Raw genomic sequence first — 21,532 nt, 5'->3', positions numbered from 1 at the left:
TAAAATAAATATGGAAAATAATGTGTCCACCACTGGAAGACATTTGTCCACGAGTGGTGCCTGACACCGAATACCATTAAATTACAAAAAGTAAATGTATATTAGAGTACTGGTTCTTTTACTGCAATGGTTTGGTTAAAGAATACGCGGTTGACAGCGTTGATGAAGGCTTTGGCGGATGCTTCCAGGACGTCTTGGGAAGAGCCGCGTCCGCTGACGTTTGTGTCGTTGACGGACATTTTTACATGGACTTCTGCCAAGGCGTCGCGGCCGCTGCCGACTGAGCTTAAGGTAAAGTCGGTTAAATGAATTCTTTCCTTTATCAGGGCCTCTAATGTGTTGTACAGGGCTTCAACGCTGCCGCTGCCAGTGCGTGCCGTTTCGACTCTTTCCCCGTCGGGAGTAGTTAAGGCAACTGTAGCAGTTGGCAGGTTTGCAGAACCGTATTGAACCTGGAAAGCAACCAGTTCATATTTTTTGACATCGACAGCTGCCGTTTGAATATCGATTAAGATGGTAAATAAATCTTCATCGGTTACTTCTTTCTTACGGTCGGTTAGCTGTTTAAATGTTGTGAATGCTTCGTTAAGCTTCTCAGCAGATAGCTCGAAGCCCATTTGTTCGATTTTATCCTTAAAAGCGTGGCGTCCGGAGTGTTTTCCGAGAACGAGATCATTGGACTGAACGCCGACCATTTCAGGAGTAATAATTTCATAGGTAAGGGCATTTTTTAATACGCCATCCTGATGAATCCCGGACTCATGGGCAAAGGCATTTTTACCGACAACTGCCTTATTACCGGGAACCTTCATGCCGGTAAAGCGGCTGACTAAGTCACTGGTGCGTTTAATTTCTTTTAAAACTAGATTCGTTGTATATGGATAACGATCCTTACGAATATTTAAGGCAACGGCGATTTCCTCTAAAGAGGCATTACCGGCACGTTCACCAATGCCATTTATCGTACCTTCCACCTGTGTGACCCCATTTTCAATCGCTGCCAGGGAATTGGCTACGGCCATTCCAAGGTCGTCATGACAGTGACAGGAAAGGGCTGCTTTATGAATGTTGGGTACATTTTCGCGAATGTAACGGAACATCCGGCCATATTCTTCCGGTGTTGTATAGCCGACGGTATCAGGAAGATTGATGACGGTGGCACCGGCATCGATCACCTTGGTAATAATTTGAACAAGAAAATCAAGGTCAGAACGCGAGGCATCTTCAGCTGACCATTCCACATGAGTAAACTTTTGCTTTGCATATGAAACCATGTCAACCGCCGTTTGTACGACTTGTTCTGGTGTTTTCATCAGTTTGTATTGCATATGGATAGGGGAGGTGGCAATGAACACATGCAATCTTGGTTCCGCTGCATCTTTTAACGCATCCCACGCAATGTCAATATCCGATTTAATCGCCCGTGCCAGTCCGGTAACGGAGGAATTTTTGATTGTTCGCGCAATCGCTCTTACCGCTTCAAAATCTCCTTGAGAGGAAGCCGGAAAACCGGCCTCCATAATGTCAACTCCAAACCGTTCAAGCTGTCTGGCAATTTCCAATTTTTCCAGCTGGTTTAAATTCACACCAGGGGACTGCTCACCATCACGTAAAGTTGTGTCGAAGATGTTAACGTGAACCATTGACCACCACTTCCTTCTTCTCATTTACAGGTTTTTTAATAAATGGCATTAAAGAGCGAAGCTCACGGCCGACTTTTTCGATTAAATGATTATTCTCGGCCCGGTTGATTGCATTAAACTGCGGCCGGCCAGCTTGGTTTTCTAAAATCCAGCCTTTGGCAAATACACCTGTCTGGATGTCTTTTAATACTTCTTTCATACGGGCTTTTGTATCTTCATTCACTACGCGTGGTCCTGATACGAAATCGCCCCACTGAGCGGTATCAGAGATAGAATAGCGCATGTTTTCCAAGCCGCCTTCGTATAAAAGGTCAACGATTAATTTCATTTCATGTAAGCACTCGAAGTAGGCTACTTCAGGCTGGTAGCCGGCTTCCACAAGTGTTTCAAAGCCTGCCTTGATCAGGGCAGTAGCACCACCGCAAAGTACGGCTTGCTCACCAAATAGGTCCGTTTCCGTTTCTTCTTGGAAGGTAGTTCCCAATACGCCTGCGCGGGCAGCACCAATTCCTTTTGCATAAGCAAGGGCAAGGTCACGGGCAGCGCCTGAATAATCTTGATATACTGCATATAGGGCAGGAACCCCGGCGCCTTCTGTATAAGTACGGCGTACCAAATGTCCTGGTCCTTTAGGAGCAACCATGAATACGTCCACATCTGCTGGCGGAACGATTTGGTTAAAGTGAATGTTAAATCCATGTGCAAACACTAAAGCATTGCCGGCTTCAAGATTATCTTTGATGCTTTCCTGATATACTTTTGGCTGCATTTCGTCTGGCAGAAGGATCATGATTACATCTGCGGCTTTCGTTGCCTCAGCTACATTCATCACATCTAGGCCATCTTCAACGGCTTTGTCCCAAGACTTACCTTGACGTAAGCCAACCACTACATCAAATCCACTTTCCTTTAGGTTGAGGGCATGAGCATGACCTTGTGAGCCATAGCCAATGATGGCGATTTTTTTTCTTGTAAAACTTCTTCTTGAATATCTCCGTTATAAAGTACTTTTGCCATGATTATTTCATCCTTTCAAAAAATAGTAGATTATATAAACCCGTATTAACGGGCTGTTAATGAGTATGGTGTTTGTTCGTTACTTTGAGGCTGATGGCCGCGTAAGCTGGCGGTCAAGCCGGTTCTGGCAATTTCTTTAATTCCAAAGGGGCGAAGCAGATCAATCAGGGCATCAACTTTTTCCGGTTTACCTGTGACTTGAACGGTAATACTTTCCTTACACACGTCTACAATAATCGCCCGGAATGGATCAATCAGCCCGTTAATTTCGCTGCGCAGTTGGGAACCTGATGATACTTTGATCAGTGCCAGCTCGCGAGCGACAATGGCCTTATCAGTAATATCGGATACCTTGAGTACTTCAATTTGCTTGTTTAATTGTTTCGTCACTTGTTCCAGCCGCTGCCCATCTTCGACATCAACGACAAGGGTCATTTTTGAAACGCCTTCGGTTTCAGTAGGGCCGACGGAAATGCTGGAAATATTAAATTGTCGTCTTTGCAGCAGACCGGTGACACGGTTGAGCACACCGCTTCGGTCTTGGACAGTTAAGGTTATAATGCGTTTCATACTGGTTTCACCCCAATCATTTCATGAAGCCCTTTACCAGGAGCAATCATTGGAAAAACTTTTTCCTGCTGCAGGACACGGCAATCAACTAAAACCGGTCCCTCAAAAGCGAACAATTCCGGCAAAGAAGCGACCAAGTCTTCCTGATTATCAATCCTGACGCCGCGAATGCCATAGCTTTCAGCTAATTTCACAAAATCAGGATGTGAATGAAGCAGGGAATGGGAAATGCGATTCTCATATAAAAGTTCTTGCCATTGGCGAACCATTCCAAGTGCTCCATTATTGACGATGATAATTTTGACCGGCAGGTTCCGTTCGTATATGACGGAAAGTTCCTGCAGAGTCATCTGGAAGCCTGCATCGCCAACGATCGCCACCACTGTACTTTCAGGTGCAGCAATTTGTGCTCCGATTGCAGCCGGGAAGCCAAAACCCATTGTTCCAAGTCCTCCTGATGTGATCCAGCGATGTGGCTTGTTAAAGGTGTAATATTGGGCCGCCCACATTTGATGCTGCCCAACATCAGTTGCAACAATGGCATCACCATTCGTTACCTTGTGTACTGCTTCGATCAGCCATTGCGGACACATTCCTTTAGGATCATGTTTATACCAGAGCGGGAAATCTTGTTTGTATTGCTTGAGTTTTTCCAGCCATGACTCTGTTGTTGGAGAGCTTTCCGTTTGCTCCAGCAGTTCTGTTAATGCTGCCTTGGCATCTGCGACAATTGGAATTTGCGTTGGTACGTTTTTGCCGATTTCAGCAGGATCAATATCAACGTGCGCTACTTTCGCAAATGGTGCAAAGTGTTTAAGGCTGCCAGTCAGCCGGTCATCGAAACGGGCACCAAAATTAATTAATAAATCAGTTTCATATAAAGCCATGTTTGCAGCATAAGTTCCATGCATGCCTGCCATCCCCAAGGATAAAGGGCTGTCGGCAGGGAAGGCTCCAAGGCCCAGTAACGTAGTGGCAACCGGAATGTTATGTTTTTCCGCAAAGGTTGTTAACTCCTGGGTGGCCTTTGCATGAAGTACCCCCGCACCTGCTAAAATGACAGGCTTATGGGCTGTGGCCAGTGATTCTGCCATTTTTTTAATTTGTAATGAGTTAGGCTTGTATGTTGGCTGATAGCCCGGTAAATCAAGCTCCGATTCCTCAAGTGGTTCGGACAAGATGCCGGAGGTTACATCCTTTGGAAGATCGACTAAGACTGGTCCTGGTCTTCCGGTAGAAGCAATATGAAAAGCTTCCTTTACAATTCTTGGTAGATCAGAAATCGATTGCACCTGGTAGTTATGCTTTGTAATGGGTGTCGTAATCGCCATAACATCTGCCTCCTGGAAGGCATCTGTACCAATGACAGAACGTGCAACCTGCCCTGTGAATACCACGAGCGGCAAGGAATCCATCATGGCGTCTGTAATTCCAGTGACCAAATTGGTAGCTCCGGGTCCTGAAGTCGCGAGGACGACTCCCGGCTGCCCGGTAATTCGGGCATAACCTTCTGCAGCATGAATCATACCTTGTTCATGGCGGAAAAGAATATGACCAATCCGATCCTGCGCTTTATAGATCGCATCATAGATTGGTAGAACGGCACCTCCCGGATAGCCAAAAATCGTTTCAACCCCTTCTTTAATCAATAGATCAATCAGAAGGTCTGCACCAGTTTTCGGTGCGGCACTGGTCTGGAATTCCAGCTTTGCTTCTACTTTCACGTCGTAATTCCCTCCTTGTGGGTAATTGAATATTTTAAAAATTTTATTTAAACCATTATGCTTATTTAAGCCGCTCCAGATGTAGCAGCTCCTGAGCTTTTAAAGCTGTAGCAGACAAGTGTTTTTTTACACACCGTCATTTTTACAAAGGAAAAAGGCCTTAATCTCTCCAAATAAACTGCGATTAAATAAAATAGCAGATTAATCGGGGAGAAAAAGGCCTAAACATTTTCTCGGTACCACCCGGGTTTACAGCATCCTTGCGAATACTGCCTTATGAAGCGTTAAACATGGTCAAACGCTTCGTTTTGGTAACAGGTGTTTGACGTTCACACCTGATTAAACCTACTGAGTAAAAAAACCGTTCAGTTTAACACTCGGGGATGAGTCGGGAATAAGTTGTATTACTGGGCTTCCAGCAACCCCAGCTCTCTGGAAATACAATTTCTTATTCCACTGTTCCCGTCATCGATTTTTGCTTATGAAATTTTCATCCGTATTTAGCACCTTAACTTCTGTTGAAGGGGAAGGGTACTAAAAATTCCCTAAGAATGGTTAATTATATCTTCATGACTCCGCCGGTATTGGCAGAAGTTACAAGCTTGGAGTATTTTGCCAGCCAGCCTGTTTTAATTTTGGGCTCTGGTTTTACCCAATTGCGGCGTCTTTCGACAAGTTCCTCATCATCGACAAGTAGTTCAATCGAACGAGCCGTTAGGTCGATTAAAATTTTGTCGCCATTTTGCACTAAGGCGATTGGACCGCCTTCTGCAGCTTCCGGTGAAATGTGGCCGATGGAAATTCCGCGGCTTGCGCCGGAAAACCGTCCATCAGTAATCAAAGCAACCTCTTTATCGAGGCCACGGCCGGCAATGGCTGAAGTTGGAGCAAGCATTTCCGGCATTCCCGGTCCGCCCTTTGGTCCTTCGTAGCGGATAACGACTACATGACCCGGTTTGACAGTACCATTATTGATATTTTCCTGAGCTTCATCCTGTGAATCAAAGACGATGGCTTCACCCAAGAATGTTTTAATCGAAGGATCAACTGCCCCCACCTTGATGACGGCGCCGTCCGGTGCGATGTTTCCAAATAGAATCGAAAGGCCGCCAACAGGGCTGTATGGATGATCCTTCGGACGAATGACATTTTCGTTCAGGATTTTTGCATCCTTTACATTCTCTGCCAAAGTTTTTCCTGTAATGGTGATACAATTCTTATTTAAGGCACCTTCGACTTTGCAGAGTTCATTTAAAATTGCACTCACGCCGCCGGCACGATGGACATCATCCATCGAATAATCGGAAGCTGGCATGATTTTTGCCAAATAAGGAACCTTTTCGGCGATGCGATTAATCTCGCGTAAATCGTATTCGATTCCGGCTTCATGAGCAATCGCCAATGTATGAAGCACGGTATTGGTTGAACCGCCCATTGCCATATCGAGAGCAAAAGCATTGTCAAAGGCTTCTCTCGTCATGATGTCACGCGGACGAACATCCTTTTTAATTAATTCAATTAAGTATTTTGCGGCCTGTTTAATCAGGTCATATCTTTGTTCAGAGGTTGCAACAATTGTTCCGTTACCGGGAACAGTCATTCCTAAAACTTCCATTAAGCAGTTCATCGAGTTTGCCGTAAACATTCCTGAACATGAGCCACAGGTAGGACAGGCACTTGTTTCAATTTCAAATAATTCCTGCTGTGTCATTGTTCCATTGTGGTAGGCTCCTACCCCTTCAAATACGGAGGTAAGCGAAAGCTGTCGGCCTGATGAACTCACCCCTGCTTCCATTGGTCCGCCGGAAACAAAAACGGATGGGACATTAGTTCTCGCGGCTGCCATTAACATTCCTGGAGTGATTTTGTCACAGTTTGGAATGTAAAAAACACCATCAAACCAGTGAGCATTAATAACAGTTTCAGCACTGTCGGCAATCAACTCGCGGCTCGGCAGTGAGTATCTCATGCCAATATGCCCCATGGCGATCCCATCATCAACACCGATCGTATTAAATTCGAATGGGATACCGCCGGCCTCGCGGATGGCTTCCTTAACAATTTCACCGAAATGATTAAGATGTTTATGCCCGGGGATAATTTCAATAAACGAGTTGCAGACACCGATAAACGGTTTATCCAAATCACTCGTTTTGACTCCGGTAGCGTATAAAAGACTGCGGTGGGGAGCCCGGTCAACCCCTTTTTTAATCATATCGCTGCGCATCTATAAGCGCCTCCTCTTACATACTGCGGAACGGTTTTAATTGAGCTGAACAAGCCGTCCGTTTTCGTGGTTACGATTGCGAATCCTTATTATATTGATTTTTCTGAAAATATGGATTAAGAGAAGTTCTTAAAGTTTTTTTCAAAGGATAAACGCTTTAAACGATTAAAGACTCATTTTAAAAGAAACGCCTGACTCTATCCGGTTGGTCATGTGGATATAAATAGGCGCTGTTACTGTGAAGTCTTTATTTTCGATAATCATACATCCAAATGTTGACCCGGTCAATACAAAAATCAGACAATTCAAATTAGTAAAAATCATTGATAGCGTTTACAAACTTGATGTAATAGGAAAAGTTTATAGTTATAAAAATTATGAAAATTTTTTATAGAGGGAAAATAGGGGGAGGCTTGAAAGAGGGGGGATCATTATAGAGGGGATAATAGTAAGAGGGCATTTTCTGAAGCCAAAGCTTTTACTTTCTCAGTAGCTGCTTTCGTCGATACTGTTCCCCCTTACTTGATCCCTTTCCCCAAAAACTAGAGTAAGCTCTAGGTTGGATTAGGCATTGAGTTTCTGTTCTGTTTTAACAAGTTCTGCATATCCGTAGCTGCCGTGTTCGCTTAAGTCAAGACCGATCATTTCTTCTTCCTCTGTCACTCGCAGCCCGTTCATGACTGCTTTCATAATTGAAAGCAGAATAAAGGAAATGATGAAAGCAAATGTACCGCATACCAGAACACCCATTGCTTGAACGCCAAGCTGGTGCAAACCGCCGCCATAAAATAATCCTGGCTGACCGACCGTGGCTAATTCTTTTGTGGCAAAGAAGCCGGTGGATAAGGTGCCCCAAATTCCAGCAGTTCCGTGAACGGAAAGGGCGGAAATCGGATCATCAACTTTTATTTTTTCGAAGAATCGGATACTGTAAAATACGAGAATCCCGGCAATAAAGCCTATTACGGCGGCTGCCCAAGTTTCGACAAAAGCGCAGGAAGCAGTGATTGCTACTAAGCCGGCGAGTGCCCCGTTCAGCATCATCGGGACATCGGCTTTTCCTAGTACAATCCAAGAGATGAGCATAGCTGCGATTGTACCGGCAGCTGCTGCCAAGTTCGTGTTGACGGCAACAAAGCCAAAGAATCCTTTATCCACCGATAATGTGCTGCCGGCGTTAAACCCAAACCAGCCGACCCATAATAATAAGACACTTAAAGCTGTAAACACTTGATTATGACCAGCAAGATTATTGGCTGAACCATCTTTATTGAACTTTCCAATTCGCGGTTTTAGGATAATGGTGGCGGCCAAGGCTGCCATTGCTCCAGTAAGATGTACCACAGTTGAACCGGCGAAATCCTGTTTTCCATGCTCGGCTAACCAGCCGCCTCCCCAGATCCAGTGGGCAATTGGAGGATAGACAATTAAGGAAAATAGTACGGAAAAAATGAGATAAACACTTAATTTGGCTCTTTCAGCAAATCCGCCAAATGCGATAGTTAACGAAATTCCAGCAAAGGCCAGTTGGAATAAAAAGAAAACAGCTCCTGACAGCGACATGCCGTCTATATCATACCCTGAGTAAAAAAAGTTAGAAAAACCAAGTAACGAATTTCCTCTGCCGAAGATTAAACCATATCCTGCAGCCCAAAAGATAACAGATCCAATGGAAAAAGTAAGTATTGTTTTGCCTGCAATATGACCGGCGTTTTTCATCCTGGTTGACCCTGTTTCTAACAGAATAAAGCCTCCAATCATTAGAATGACAAGGACTGCCCCCAGCATTACCCACATGCTGTTGATTAAAAACAATGTATTCATTAATTTCTCCTCCTTGTGTAGATGTCAATTATGATCTTATTTTTACACTTATGTAAGTATATATTCCATAAATATGTTAGATAATCTAACGCAAATTTTTAGAGAGAAAGCTGTTTGTGGGTTAAGAAAAATAAAAAAAGCCGTTTTTCATTTTGAAAACGGGCCATTCCGTATACCAAACTGGGCATTTAATTGTCCTTGAATCATTTTTCTTTTTACTTCTTTATTAAGGTTATTTTGAGCGCGGATCATTTCTTTTCTAATCTCATGTGTTTGCACGCCGTCTTCTATTTTATTGGCAATTTCCATGAGTAACTCAACATCTGCAAAAGAATATTTTCGGCTTCCTCCAGGTGTACGCTCAGGAAAAATCAGCTTGCGTTCCTCGTAATAACGAATCTGCCGTTCGGATAGTCCGGTTAGTTCACTAACAATTCCAATGGTAATTACCTTTTTATCCTTATAAGTTGTTTCGTCTGCCATTTGGTCACTGTCACCTCGCATGTTTCATTAACTTTTGTTATATTTTCTTACATTATATAATAATATCGAACTAAATTATCTGATTATAAAGAAAAGTCCTTTTTATCATAGTTCTCTTTTTATAGAAGGTTAACTAAAAATTACAGCTTTGTCTTGACTTTTGTCAGATAATCTGCCAAGGAGAAATTGTGATGGTTTTCGCAAAAGGGAGAAAATCTTACAAAAAAAGAGAACCGGTATGCATTCCCGATTCTCGTGTGTTTTAATTTGATCTTATATTTCTGAGTTATCCTTTGTAGTCAATTCGATCCCTGGTAAGCGACCAGCCGGTCTTCAGACCAATGATAAACCAGGCCAAGGCCAGCCCGCCAAGCGCAAAAATGCTGTCGCCAATGATTCGCAGCCAGACAAACGTCGCAACGATATCCCGCGACATAAAGGTAGCTGAACGGGCGTACCACATGCCATGCTGAACACTAGCCCAAGTCTGCATTAAGCCAATTGGCAAAAGACTTAACAGGACCATCAGGATCAAGCCGATGTTAATTGCCCAGAAGGCGAATTTCAGCAGACCTGTCTTCCACTCTTTTCTGACGGTTAAACCACGTAAGCAGAAGAGCATTAACCCGATTCCCAGCATCCCATATACACCGAAAAGAGCGGTATGTCCGTGAACGGGCGTTGTATTGAGCCCTTGCATGTAATAAAGCGCAATCGGCGGGTTGATAAAAAAGCCAAACAACCCTGCTCCGACTAAATTCCAGACGGCAACGGAAATAAAAAAGGAAATCGGCCATTTATATTGTGTTACCCATGGCTTGGCCCGGCTCCGAGTTACATTTTCATAAGCTTCAAAGCCAATTAATACGAGCGGCACAACTTCAAGTGCACTGAACGAGGCTCCAAATGCCAGGACTCCAACCGGGGTTCCGCTAAAGTACAAATGGTGGAAGGTCCCGATGATTCCGCCAAATAAAAAAATGATCGTTGAGAACAGGACCGAAGTTGTTGCTGTTCGAAGCCCGAGCAGCCCCATTCTGGTAAAAAGAAAGGCCATGACGACAGTGGCAAATACTTCAAAGAAACCCTCCACCCAAAGGTGTACTACCCACCAGCGCCAATATTCAGCAATCGCCAGGTTAGAATGCTGTCCCCATAATAACGCCGGAATATAGAAAACCGGAATGGCTGTAGAAGCAATTAAAAACAAAGCCAGCAGGTGTTTGCTTTCCTTTAGATTTTTAAATGCCGGCCACATCGCCCGAACCATCAAGAATAACCAGAGGAATAGTCCGACGGTTAAGAATAACTGCCAAAATCTCCCTGTGTCCGTATACTCGTACCCCTGATGTCCGAACCAGAAGTTTGTGGTATGACCTAGTTTCTGCTGAACGGCAAACCATTGACCGATCATCGAACCGGCGACAATTATCAGCAGGCAGACAAATAGGAAGTTAACGCCAAAACGCTGAAATTTTGGTTCATAGCCGGAAACAGCCGGTGCCATAAACAACCCCGTTGCCAGCCAGGCGGTGGCAATCCACAGAATTCCTATTTGAGTGTGCCACGATCTGGCTAATGAATATGGAAGCCACCTATCCAACGGGATTCCGTAAAATCCGCTGCCTTCGACTTGATAATGTCCGGTGATGGCTCCCAGCAATACTTGGACAAGCCAAAGCAGCGCAACCACCCAAAAGTATTTTTGCGTTGCTTTCATCGAAGGGGTCGGTGATAAGGCGAGCAGCGGATCCTTTTCTGGATAAGTCTCATCAATTTCATGATGTTTCTGGGCTGCATAGTACCATGCTAACCCACCGATACCGGCCAGCAGTAAAACAAAACTGACGACTGACCAAACAACCATTTCACCTGTCGGCTTGTTATCAATTAATGCTTCATTTGGCCAGTTGTTTGTGTAGGTTACGGTATCGCCCGGCCTGTTGGTTTCAGTAGCCCAGGTTGTCCACCATATATAGCTGATAAAAGCAGCCAGGCGATTGTCGTCCTTAATGACATTTTTCGGCATCGCATATGCTTCACGCAGCTTATCTAATCTGGGATCATCAGAGAAAAGCGCGGCATAGTGCTTGCTGACATTTCTAATCGCTTCCGCCCGAATCGGGGATAAGGTAATCTCCCTAGTTTGCTCATTAAAAGTGTTTGGACGGATCGCCTTTTTTAGCCGCGCCTTAAGTGCGGCCTGTTTCTCTTCATCAAGATCAGAATATTTTTTTCCAAAGTCAGCCTGTGCCCAGTGATTTAACAGCCACATCGCCTCTCGATGGAGAAAATCAGCATTCCAATCCGGGGCAACATAGGCGCCGTGTCCCCAAATACTGCCCAATTCCTGACCGCCGATCGACTGCCAGACATTCTGTCCAACCTGAATATCTTTTTTTGTGTACAGAATTGTTCCGTCCGATACGACCACTCTGTCGGGAATTGGCGGCATGGTGTTATGAAGCCGCCCGCCATAATAACCTAGAACAGCGAAAGAAGCTATAAAGACAATTGCAAGGCTAAGCCATAGCCGTGTATATCGCATGAATACACCTCCAGTTACCATCTTATTGGATTCCTGTGGCGTGTGTCAGGAAATCCTAACCAATATATTTCCCGCCCCAAATGAAAAAATTCATTATTTTGGTAATTACCAACTGAATAATAATTTGAGGCAAGATCTTTGGGAGAAAAGGTATATTTTAGAACAATTGAATTATGGTAAAAAACCTTTTTCTGCAAATTTACAAGAATACCTGGATTTAATGTTTTAACTTGGTAATGAAGAAAATGATTGAATAATTTCTTAAATAAAGGTATAATCTTGTATATTCTAAATATTATCAACATTTTAATAAATTGTTTTATTTAAAAAGTAACAGGAGGATAAAAATGAAGAAAACGAGATTAGTTATCACACTGGTAGTTGTGGCTTTCGTCCTAATGCTTTCTGCCTGTGGAACAAGTGAGACTGGCGGGACAAGTAAAACCGGTAAAACAAATGAGGGAGGCGGCGAAAAGAAAACGCTGCGTGTTGTAACAGATGCAGCTTACGCACCATTCGAATATCAGGATAAAGGGGAAGTGGTCGGATTTGATATTGATTTTGTCAAAGCGGTGGCAAAGGAAGCTGGTTACGATGTAAAGATTGAACACGTAGGCTGGGATCCAATCTTTGTTGAAATTAAAGGGAAAACGGCTGACTTTGCTGTTTCAGCGATTACGATTAACAAAGAGAGAAAGCAAACGTATGATTTTACCGTTCCATATTTCTTATCCAAAAATGAAATCCTAGTGCCAAAAGGCAGCTCGATCAAAAGTGCACAAGACTTGAAAGGGAAAGTAGTTGCCGTACAAAATGGAACGACAGGTCAAGAGGTAACGGAAAAAATATTAGGTAAAAACAGCAAGGATCTTAAAAAATTTGAAAATAACAATCTCGCAATCTTAGAGATGAAAAATGGCGGTGCTGATGCAGTTGTAGCTGATAATGGCGTCGTTGATACGTATGTGAAAAATAATCCTAAAGATAATTTCGTTGTGATCGAGGATGATGGAGCATTCGAAAAAGAATTCTACGGGCTGCTCTTGCCAAAAGGCAGCGAGTTGAAAGCGGATTTGGATAAAGCGATTAATAAAGTGTTTGAAAATGGCACATACGCCGAAATATATAAGAAATGGTTTAATAAAGAAGCGGATATTCAAATTTTAAAAGACCAGCAATAGTTAAAAAATTGCGTAACTTCTCATCAGACAGTTACGCAATTTTTACATAACAGGTGACAACCGTCAGGGGGGTTGATAGATGGATTTCAGATGGGACCTTATAGCAGAATATGCCCCTTTTTTTCTAAAGGGAACATTATTAACAATTGGACTTTCAATCGTAAGTATTTTAATCGGAACTGTCCTCGGCCTGTTAATCGGCCTGGGAAAAATGATGAAAAGGAAGCTTTTGGCTCTGCCTTTCAAATGGTATATTAATTTTTTTCGCGGCACGCCATTAATGGTGCAAATACTGTTAGTCCATTTTGGCCTTGTCCCGCTATTTCTCGGGACAACCAATGCCATAGTAGCCGCCATTCTAGCTCTTTCTCTTAATTCGGCGGCCTATATTGCGGAAATTTTTCGAGCGGGGATTCAATCGATTGACAAAGGCCAGGTAGAAGCCGCCCGTTCTCTAGGTATGACGCATGTTCAAGCGATGAGATATGTCATTTTGCCACAGGCATTTAAGCGGATGATCCCGCCGCTTGGTAATGAGTTTGTTGTCTTAATTAAGGACTCTTCACTTGCCGCCCTGATAGCCGCACCAGAGTTGATGTATTGGGGACGGGCAATGCAGGGGCAATATATGCGGGCATGGGAGCCGTACTTGACTTCCGCCGCCATTTACCTAGTGTTGACGCTTTCTTTAAGTTTTCTTTTATCGCGTCTTGAAAGGAGGCTGGCAACGGAATGATCGAAGTCAAACAGTTGAAAAAAATATTCGGAACAAACGAGGTTCTCAAAGAAATCAATGTGACCGTCAAACCCCAGGAGGTAGTAGTGGTAATTGGACCTTCTGGTTCCGGGAAATCTACTTTTCTCCGCTGTATTAACATGTTAGAAACGATTACGGCCGGTCATGTTTTGATTGAAGGAATTGATATTACTGACAAAAAAACCGATATCAATAAGGTTCGGACCGAAGTGGGAATGGTGTTTCAGCAATTTAATTTATTCCCCCATAAAACAGTGATTGAAAATATTATGCTGGCGCCAGTCAAAGTTCGAAAAGTGCCGGATGAGAAGGCACGGGCCAAAGGCTTGGAACTGTTGCGCAAAGTAGGTTTGGAGAGCAAGGCGGAAGTATACCCCGATTCTTTATCAGGCGGTCAAAAACAGCGGGTGGCTATCGCCAGAGCTTTGGCGATGGAGCCGAAAATCATGCTGTTTGATGAGCCGACTTCGGCTCTTGACCCGGAAATGGTCGGCGAGGTTCTTGAGGTCATGAAACAGCTGGCTAAAGAAGGGATGACCATGGTCGTCGTGACCCATGAAATGGGCTTTGCCCGCGAGGTAGGCGATCGGGTGCTGTTCATGGATGGGGGCATCATTGTCGAAGAAGGGGAGCCGAAGGAGCTATTCGAAAATCCGAAGGAAGAACGAACCAAATCATTTTTAAGTAAAGTATTGTAATCGGAGACTGCTATCATGGCAGTCTCTTATTTTTTAAAACAATATGGACAACTCTTTGGCGCTATCGTTTTAAATTAATGAGGCAATATCGGCACCTTTAACACGAATTCTTTGATAAAATGAAAAAGAGGACATAAAACGTTTGTCTTGTTCGAATAGTATTTAGAATAAATATGTCACTTTTCCATATGAATGATATAGATTGCAAGCAATTGGAGGGAAAGAAATGACGTTAGAGCAGCAATTAATCCAGAAAACTTACTATAAAATGTTCATCAATGAACATGAAAATATCGATCCGGCCCGCGTCCTGGGAGAGGTTTTTCAGGAAGAGGCGAAAAAGGATGTTCCGGACTTGTCGAATATCCGCTTTGCCCAGGGAGAGGTATATTTTCATTATAAAGATTACGAGACGGCGATTTTTAAATGGGAGAACATTATCAACGAGCTGGAACCATGGGCGAAAAAAAACATTGCCGATGCCTATTTTGAGTTAGGGATGGCGCCGACCGCAGAAGATATTTATACATCCATTCAATCCGATAATCCGACACTTAATACTGAAGTGGCACTGAAATTATTTGCACTGTACATCGACCGCGGCAAGCTGGATGCCGCCGTTTCGACGATCAAAAAGGCGATTTTAGCGAATCCGGATTATCCCAATGTCACATCTAGGGCCCGTGCTTTTTTTGAAGAGCAGCAGGATTGGGAAAATGCTGTAGAACTCGCGGTTAATGAAGCGAAACGAACGGAGTCGCTGGAATGGTTTGATATTCTCTGTGGTTATGTGAAAAATGGGAAAACCCAAGTTATTGCTCCAAGTTATTTTTCCCATGCCCTGGCACTGCTCTTTTACCGCGACAAGGATAAGTTTGAACAACTGGTGACGGCGTTTTTGGATAGCTGCCGACAGGAGGATACTTATTTTTCTTGGCTAAATGAAGTCAATCATTTGTTATTAAATCTCGACTTGAAGCGTGAGGATCATTGGAAGGTGCTGTCAGCGCTTTATAAAGATGCCTATTTACGCTTGATTAGCGGCAGGTATTTTATCAAGGAAATTAACGGACTTCTTCCCGACCTGTTAACAAATTGGCTTCGGTTGGCGGATCATGAGCATATCGTTATCGCGGCGGCAGCTGTATTATCATGGAATGAAATGTTTCCGGGCAGCCTTAGTGTGTCCATTGTGAAAGAGTCAGAGGAACTAATCAGTAAGCTTGAATTTGAATCGGATGAATTGGAAGAGTGCCTTACACTATTTCAATCTATCATAAAATGGGCGGACACCTATGATATGGGAGAGAATAACCGGGTAAAATGGATCGTCCAGCAATTGCTTGATTTTCAAACCTATCACATGCTGGTGACAGGTCTTTCCGGCAGTGGAAAATCAACTTTTATCAACACGCTGTTGGGTGAGGATTTGCAGGACAGTCCGACTTCTATGGCGATCATGTTTAAATATGCTGATGAACTGGAAATAAGTGAAGTAACCGATGCCTCGATTACACCGCTTGCTGGATTTACCGATTTCCAAGAACGAATGGATCGGCTCCGGAATGCCTCGGAATCAATCATTGAGTTTTGCCAGCCCAACGGATTTTTGCGCCAAAATAGCATTGCGATTATGGATACCGCGGGATTAAAAGGCGGTGGTCATCAGGACCGTGATGAGATTTTGAAAAATTTCCATGTTGCCGATACGATTTTGTATGTCCTTGATGCCAATACCGCATTTGCAGATAAAGAACAAGCAGCATTGCTGCAAATCCAGGAGTTGGTGCCAGACATTCCAATTCACTTTCTATTGAGTAAATTGGATACAATTGCGGATGAAAATGATGCGCTGCGCATCTATCGAGAAACAGAGGCTGCGATTCATTCATTCCTGCCTGATGCCAAGGTATTTGTCTCGTCAATTCGCTATGACCGTAAGCAGGAACAGGAGGACTTGCAAGCTTTTATCAAGTCTATTAAAAATACAAGAAATATGAAGGATAAACGTCTGGCAAAACTTTTATTCTATATCCGGATGTTGCTTTCCGGATTTTTGCAGAAGCGGATTGATGTTGAGAACCAATTAGTTGAGGCCGTGCGCTGGAATGAAGACATGCATTCGAAACTCAATGGTGCGGTCAATCAATTGGTTGATCTGGTCGCCAATAAAACGGAAACGCTGGCAAAGTCCTATCGTGAGATTAAGAACACGATTGAGAAGGAAATTGCTGATACCGTTCCGAAAATGTTGCGGGAGTGTTCCGGATTGATCAAGGAGAATAGTGATTTTACGAGAATTCATTTGGATTTGAATGACGAGATTAACCATAAACTGCAGCAGTTTTTAGGAGAGCAAATGATGCCTAAATATTTCCGTTTGCTTCAGGATTGGATTGAGACCAGTAAGATCGAGTTTGCACAAAGTCAGGAGTTCCTCAATGAGCTTGCGGAGGGCTTTAATAATATGTTTGGAGAAGAACGGTTAACGCTTTCGTGTGATTTTAAAGTACTGGATGATTGGCGTCGTGATACGGAGCGGATGACAAGCGGCTTCCGGCTTGAAAAAGTTAATATTCTTCTGCGTCGGACACCGTCACAGCTTTTACTAAAGAGTGCGGGCAAGCTATTTGGAGCGTTGGCGCAAAATAAAGCGATGCTTTACAATAAATTTAAAGCTTTTGTCGAAAATGAAGAGTATTTGGATGTTGCCGCGACAGTGGGACAACAGTTTTTCCAACCGTTTGAGCTGTTTGAAAAATCACTTGAGCGCGATGTCAGCATGTTTTTTAAAGGTCCGTTGGCGATTTTGAATGATACTGTCGAAGAGGTCCATTCGGAAATTCAGACGAACCGGGAACTGCTTGACCAAATGAATACGAATCCGGAGATGTTCCGCGACCCGCTGACACTGTTCGAAGTACGCCTGCGCCAGTTTGAATGGATGACCGTAGCGGGGAAAGGGATGCAAGCGGTCTATTAGGAATTTTGATTAGGGGGAACCTTGGCGGGTACCTCCTTTTTTATTAATTTCAGAGCGTAAGAGGTTTTGATTGGGGCACTTCTAAAAGGAAATGAACTTCGCTTCAATGGACAGAAAACCATTTCTCCGATAATACAAGAGCCGCCCTAGAAAGGAGCGGTTCTTGTTTTCTAGTACCCTTTTGAATAATCAACAAGATTGACAGAAGGCTTTTGCCCGGAAAGGTAGTTTTTCAAATTGGGGATTAAAATATTTTCCACCACCCGCTGGTCGTAATGTTCGGTGGAACCGGCTGTATGCGGCGTGATGATGACGTTGTCCATCTCCCAGAGCGGACTGTCGGCATTCAGTGGTTCCGTTTCGAACACATCCAGCCCGGCACCAGCAATAGTTCCTTCCTGTAGAGCCTGTACCAATGCATCTTCGATTACAATCTGACCACGGCCGATATTAATAAAATAGGTGCTAGGTTTCATTTGCTTAAATTGTTCTGCACCAAATAAATGATGCGTTTCCTTTGTATGCGGCAAAGTGACAACAACATAATCACACTGCGGCAGCACAAGATGCAGCTGGCTGGCGGTATACATTTTATCGACAAACTCAGCTGGTCTATCCGAGCTTCTCACCCCTAGTACTTTCATTCCAAAGGCTTTGGCAATTTTAGCCGTTTCGCTTCCGATTGCCCCCACGCCAATAATGCCAATTGTCTTTTCATGAATTTCTTGTTTCATCTGCGCATGATGCCATACTTTTTCCTGCTGATTTTTGACATATGTATGAATTTTCCGGGTTAACCCGAGTATCATGGCAAAAATGGTTTCCGAGATTGGATATGCATGAACGCCATTGGCGCTTGTTAAGAAAATATTTGCCGCTGCTAATTTTTTCAGCGGTAATGAATCGACTCCGGCACTCCAGGTTTGCAGCCACTTCAGCTTTGAGTCTTGACCTAAGCAGTATTCATCAAGCCGACTTTTCCAGCCGGCAATGACTTCCGCATCCTTTACATGCTCTTGCCAGACGGTTTGCTCCTTTGAAGCAATCAGTTCCCATCCGGGAATCAGCTCTTTAACTTGATCAAGTAAGTTTTGTGACAGGTTATAGGTAATGACTAATTTTCGGTTATTCATCCAATAACACCTCCAGATGGCTTGAGTTTGTTTATTTTAATCATAACGGATTTTTGCAGAGATATGATATTAAATTATCCGAGTTGATTCTGCAATTTTCCGGATTTTTCACCTCATGAATTTATTCTTTTATTTGAAAAACAAAAAAGAACGCTGCGTATTTGTCACAGACGGGGCCTCCAGACTGGTGGAGCCGTCATCAGGAATATCCTCTCAAACGGTGGAATGGCAGTTCTTTTTGACCAGTTAGAGGGGCGGGGGGACACAATTTTACTTTTCTTTTTAATTTTAATAGTAAAAATATTCAAAAACTTCTGTTACAATAGAATAGAAAGCGTTTCCATTAGAAAGAGAGGATTATAGCGATGAACCATCCCTACTTAAATGAAGACCATGAAATTTTCCGCAAATCGCTACGAAAGTTTTTGGAAAAAGAAGCATATCCCTTTTATGAACAATGGGAAGAGGATCGGATAATACCGCGCTCCTTTTGGACAAAAATGGGCGAGCAGGGTTTTCTCTGTCCGAATATTGAGGAGAAATACGGTGGCAGCGGGGTTGACTGGGGTTTTTCAGTTGTTATTAACGAAGAATTAGAAAAGGTTGGAACAGGCCTTATCGGAATTGGACTCCATAATGATATTGTTGTTCCGTACATCAACTCTTACGGTACTGAAGAGCAAAAGCAACGCTGGCTGCCAAAGTGTGTCACCGGAGAAATCATCACGGCAATTGCGATGACCGAGCCGGGCACAGGCTCGGATCTAGCCAATATTAAAACAACGGCTAAGCTTGATGGAGACTATTATATTGTCAACGGACAAAAAACATTCATAACGAACGGGATACAATCTGACTTGGTTGTTGTCGCGGTCAAAACAGACCCGACCGCGGTGCCAAAGCATAAAGGAGTCAGCCTGCTCGTCATTGAGCGCGGAGCACCTGGATTTTCGAGAGGGCGAAAGCTGAATAAGGTCGGTCTTCACTCTCAAGACACAGCTGAATTGATCTTTGAGGACTGTCGTGTACCGAAAGAGAACCTTCTCGGTGAAGAAGGGAAGGGATTCCTGTATTTAATGGAAAAATTGCAGCAGGAACGGCTCCTTGTAGCCATTGGGGCGCAAACGGCCTCAGAAGTGATGCTGCAAATGACGATTGATTATGTCAAAAGCCGGGAAGCGTTTGGAAAGCCAATCAGCTCATTCCAAAATACCCAGTTTAAGATTGTTGAAATGGCGACAGAAATTCAAATGAGTCGTACCTTCCTGGACCAGTTAATTGCCGAACATATTGAAGGGCATGATGTAGTAACAAAAGTATCGATGGCAAAATGGAAGCTGACAGAGAATGCCAGAAAAATTGCTGTTGAATGCATGCAGCTTCACGGAGGGTACGGCTATATGGAAGAATACGAGATTGCCAGACGATTCCGCGACATCCCCGTTGCTGGCATTTATGCCGGCACAAATGAAATTATGAAGACGATCATTGCAAAAAATTTAGGGTTATAGAAAGCGAGGAAAAAGCAAAATGCGGGAAGTAGTTATCGTAGAAGGGGTCCGTACCCCTGTTGGAAGAAGAAATGGCGTACTGAAGGAAATCCGGCCTGATGATTTGGCAGCACTCACATTAAGGGAATTGGTCAACCGTGCTGGCATCGATCCGGCGCTGATCGATGATGTCATTTTAGGCTGTGTCTCCCAAACAGGTGAACAGGCAGGTGATATTGCCAGAGTAGCTGCACTCATTGCCGGATTTCCGATTGAAGTGCCTGGTACCACGATTGACCGTCAGTGCGGCTCGAGCCAGCAGGCTGTTCACTTTGCCGCTCAGGCAATCTTGGCGGGTGATATGGATATAGTCGTCGCCGGCGGTGTGGAAAACATGTCCCGTGTGCCAATAGGCTCTAATTATCAAGGAGCTGAACCGTTTAGCGCAAATTTAACAAGCAGGTATGAAGTGATCCATCAGGGCTTGTCTGCCGAAAGGATTGCCGAAAAATATGGCTTTACCCGCGAACAGCTTGATCAATTTTCCTTGGAAAGCCATCAAAGAGCGGTGAAGGCTCAAGCCTCAGGCTATTTTGAACGTGAAATCTTCCCGGTTGAAATACCTCTTTCTGATGGCAGCAAAATGATAGTTAACGCAGATTCCGGGCCAAGAAAAGATACATCATTGGAAAAATTAGCTGGACTCAAACCGTCATTTAAGGAAGACGGGGTGATTCATGCCGGAAATTCAAGCCAGATCAGTGACGGGGCCGCAGCGCTATTGCTCATGTCGCGGGAAAAAGCGGAAGAACTGGGATTAAAGCCGCGATTCCGCGTTCATACCCGGGTCGTTGTCGGCTCTGACCCAACTTTAATGCTGACAGGACCTATTCCGGCAACACAGAAAGCTCTGGAGAAATCTGGTTTATCGATTGATGATATCGATGTCTTTGAAGTCAATGAAGCGTTTGCCCCTGTAACACTCGCCTGGTTAAAAGAAACCGGTGCTGATCCTGCAAAGCTGAATCCAAACGGTGGAGCCATTGCTCTCGGACATCCGCTGGGAGCAAGTGGCGCCCGCTTAATGGTAACAATGATGCATGAGTTAGAGCGCCGCAGCGGCCGCTACGGGCTGCAAACGATGTGTGAAGGTCATGGCATGGCGAACGCGACGATCCTGGAACGGACTGATTAAGAGGTAGATTCCGAATCGCTAATAAAAGTACTGGAATCGCTAATATAACTCAAAAAATC

General features: G+C 43.9%; 14 protein-coding genes and 1 pseudogene. 6 read left to right on the top strand and 9 right to left on the bottom strand.

The features are described 5' to 3' along the window. Positions 1-101 precede the first annotated feature (101 nt). From RCG24_RS11935 to RCG24_RS11900, 8 genes and pseudogenes are all read right to left on the bottom strand, one after another. Positions 102-1,643 (bottom strand): 2-isopropylmalate synthase, encoded by a 1,542-nt coding sequence (locus tag RCG24_RS11935; protein WP_202654896.1) that lies wholly within the window; start codon positions 1,641-1,643, stop codon positions 102-104. Beyond that, positions 1,630-2,660: pseudogene (ilvC, locus tag RCG24_RS11930) on the bottom strand (ketol-acid reductoisomerase). The gene RCG24_RS11935 and the pseudogene ilvC overlap by 14 nt, the downstream one beginning before the upstream one ends. A 45-nt stretch (positions 2,661-2,705) precedes the next feature. After that, a complete protein-coding gene (ilvN, locus tag RCG24_RS11925) occupies positions 2,706-3,230 on the bottom strand; it encodes an acetolactate synthase small subunit (protein WP_202654898.1) in 525 nt (174 codons plus the stop codon). Next, the gene (gene ilvB, locus RCG24_RS11920) at positions 3,227-4,954 is read right to left on the bottom strand and encodes an acetolactate synthase large subunit (protein WP_308077062.1); all 1,728 of its coding nucleotides are present in this window, start codon (positions 4,952-4,954) and stop codon (positions 3,227-3,229) included. Before ilvB ends, ilvN begins: the two co-directional genes overlap by 4 nt. A gap of 559 nt (positions 4,955-5,513) precedes the next feature. Then, the gene (gene ilvD / locus RCG24_RS11915; protein WP_308077061.1) at positions 5,514-7,181 is read right to left on the bottom strand and encodes a dihydroxy-acid dehydratase; all 1,668 of its coding nucleotides are present in this window, start codon (positions 7,179-7,181) and stop codon (positions 5,514-5,516) included. A 564-nt stretch (positions 7,182-7,745) separates the two neighbouring features. After that, entirely contained in the window at positions 7,746-9,005 is a 1,260-nt protein-coding gene (locus tag RCG24_RS11910) for an ammonium transporter (protein WP_202654901.1), read from the bottom strand. A gap of 147 nt (positions 9,006-9,152) precedes the next feature. Next, positions 9,153-9,488 (bottom strand): MerR family transcriptional regulator, encoded by a 336-nt coding sequence (locus RCG24_RS11905; RefSeq protein WP_202654902.1) that lies wholly within the window; start codon positions 9,486-9,488, stop codon positions 9,153-9,155. 286 nt (positions 9,489-9,774) lie between these two features. Then, positions 9,775-12,036 carry a nitric-oxide reductase large subunit gene (locus RCG24_RS11900; protein WP_202654903.1) on the bottom strand — a complete coding sequence of 754 codons (2,262 nt, stop codon included), beginning with the start codon at positions 12,034-12,036 and terminating at the stop codon, positions 9,775-9,777. Between the two features lie 347 nt (positions 12,037-12,383). On the opposite strand from RCG24_RS11900, the gene RCG24_RS11895 reads away from it, so the two are divergent. From RCG24_RS11895 to RCG24_RS11880, 4 genes are all read left to right on the top strand, one after another. Continuing rightward, positions 12,384-13,217 carry a basic amino acid ABC transporter substrate-binding protein gene (locus RCG24_RS11895; RefSeq protein ID WP_202654904.1) on the top strand — a complete coding sequence of 278 codons (834 nt, stop codon included), beginning with the start codon at positions 12,384-12,386 and terminating at the stop codon, positions 13,215-13,217. Positions 13,218-13,296: 79 nt separating this feature from the next. Next, positions 13,297-13,953 carry an amino acid ABC transporter permease gene (locus RCG24_RS11890; protein WP_202654905.1) on the top strand — a complete coding sequence of 219 codons (657 nt, stop codon included), beginning with the start codon at positions 13,297-13,299 and terminating at the stop codon, positions 13,951-13,953. Then, on the top strand, positions 13,950-14,672 hold the full coding sequence (locus RCG24_RS11885) for an amino acid ABC transporter ATP-binding protein (protein ID WP_308077060.1): 723 nt from the start codon (positions 13,950-13,952) through the stop codon (positions 14,670-14,672). The genes RCG24_RS11890 and RCG24_RS11885 overlap by 4 nt, the downstream gene beginning before the upstream one ends. Positions 14,673-14,898: 226 nt before the next feature. Continuing rightward, positions 14,899-17,655: a dynamin family protein gene (locus tag RCG24_RS11880; RefSeq protein ID WP_308077059.1), complete on the top strand. Its 2,757-nt coding sequence runs from the start codon at positions 14,899-14,901 to the stop codon at positions 17,653-17,655. A 170-nt stretch (positions 17,656-17,825) separates the two neighbouring features. Here the strand turns inward: RCG24_RS11880 and RCG24_RS11875 are convergent, their stop codons facing one another. Next, complete coding sequence (locus tag RCG24_RS11875) at positions 17,826-18,788, bottom strand: D-2-hydroxyacid dehydrogenase (protein ID WP_308077058.1); 963 nt, start codon at positions 18,786-18,788, stop codon at positions 17,826-17,828. A gap of 365 nt (positions 18,789-19,153) precedes the next feature. Between RCG24_RS11875 and RCG24_RS11870 the strand changes: the two genes are divergently transcribed. After that, positions 19,154-20,299: an acyl-CoA dehydrogenase family protein gene (locus tag RCG24_RS11870; RefSeq protein ID WP_308077057.1), complete on the top strand. Its 1,146-nt coding sequence runs from the start codon at positions 19,154-19,156 to the stop codon at positions 20,297-20,299. A gap of 19 nt (positions 20,300-20,318) precedes the next feature. Then, entirely contained in the window at positions 20,319-21,473 is a 1,155-nt protein-coding gene (locus tag RCG24_RS11865) for a thiolase family protein (protein WP_308077056.1), read from the top strand. Positions 21,474-21,532 lie beyond the last annotated feature (59 nt).

The organism is Neobacillus sp. OS1-32 (genome assembly GCF_030915425.1).
GTDB classification, from domain to species: domain Bacteria; phylum Bacillota; class Bacilli; order Bacillales; family Cytobacillaceae; genus Neobacillus; species Neobacillus paridis.
The sequence above is the reverse complement of the archived record's forward strand: the minus strand, read 5'-3'. Positions and strand labels throughout refer to the sequence as shown.

What these genes read in the sequence shown, in the direction of transcription:
- RCG24_RS11900 (WP_202654903.1), bottom strand. Translation starts at nt 12,036, where the DNA reads ATGCGATATACACGGCTATGGCTTAGCCTTGCAATTGTCTTTATAGCT.
- RCG24_RS11870 (WP_308077057.1), top strand. Translation starts at nt 19,154, where the DNA reads ATGAACCATCCCTACTTAAATGAAGACCATGAAATTTTCCGCAAATCG.
- RCG24_RS11890 (WP_202654905.1), top strand. Translation starts at nt 13,297, where the DNA reads ATGGATTTCAGATGGGACCTTATAGCAGAATATGCCCCTTTTTTTCTA.
- RCG24_RS11935 (WP_202654896.1), bottom strand. Translation starts at nt 1,643, where the DNA reads ATGGTTCACGTTAACATCTTCGACACAACTTTACGTGATGGTGAGCAG.
- RCG24_RS11875 (WP_308077058.1), bottom strand. Translation starts at nt 18,788, where the DNA reads ATGAATAACCGAAAATTAGTCATTACCTATAACCTGTCACAAAACTTA.
- RCG24_RS11880 (WP_308077059.1), top strand. Translation starts at nt 14,899, where the DNA reads ATGACGTTAGAGCAGCAATTAATCCAGAAAACTTACTATAAAATGTTC.
- RCG24_RS11865 (WP_308077056.1), top strand. Translation starts at nt 20,319, where the DNA reads ATGCGGGAAGTAGTTATCGTAGAAGGGGTCCGTACCCCTGTTGGAAGA.
- RCG24_RS11895 (WP_202654904.1), top strand. Translation starts at nt 12,384, where the DNA reads ATGAAGAAAACGAGATTAGTTATCACACTGGTAGTTGTGGCTTTCGTC.
- RCG24_RS11905 (WP_202654902.1), bottom strand. Translation starts at nt 9,488, where the DNA reads ATGGCAGACGAAACAACTTATAAGGATAAAAAGGTAATTACCATTGGA.
- RCG24_RS11910 (WP_202654901.1), bottom strand. Translation starts at nt 9,005, where the DNA reads ATGAATACATTGTTTTTAATCAACAGCATGTGGGTAATGCTGGGGGCA.
- RCG24_RS11885 (WP_308077060.1), top strand. Translation starts at nt 13,950, where the DNA reads ATGATCGAAGTCAAACAGTTGAAAAAAATATTCGGAACAAACGAGGTT.
- ilvN (WP_202654898.1), bottom strand. Translation starts at nt 3,230, where the DNA reads ATGAAACGCATTATAACCTTAACTGTCCAAGACCGAAGCGGTGTGCTC.
- ilvD (WP_308077061.1), bottom strand. Translation starts at nt 7,181, where the DNA reads ATGCGCAGCGATATGATTAAAAAAGGGGTTGACCGGGCTCCCCACCGC.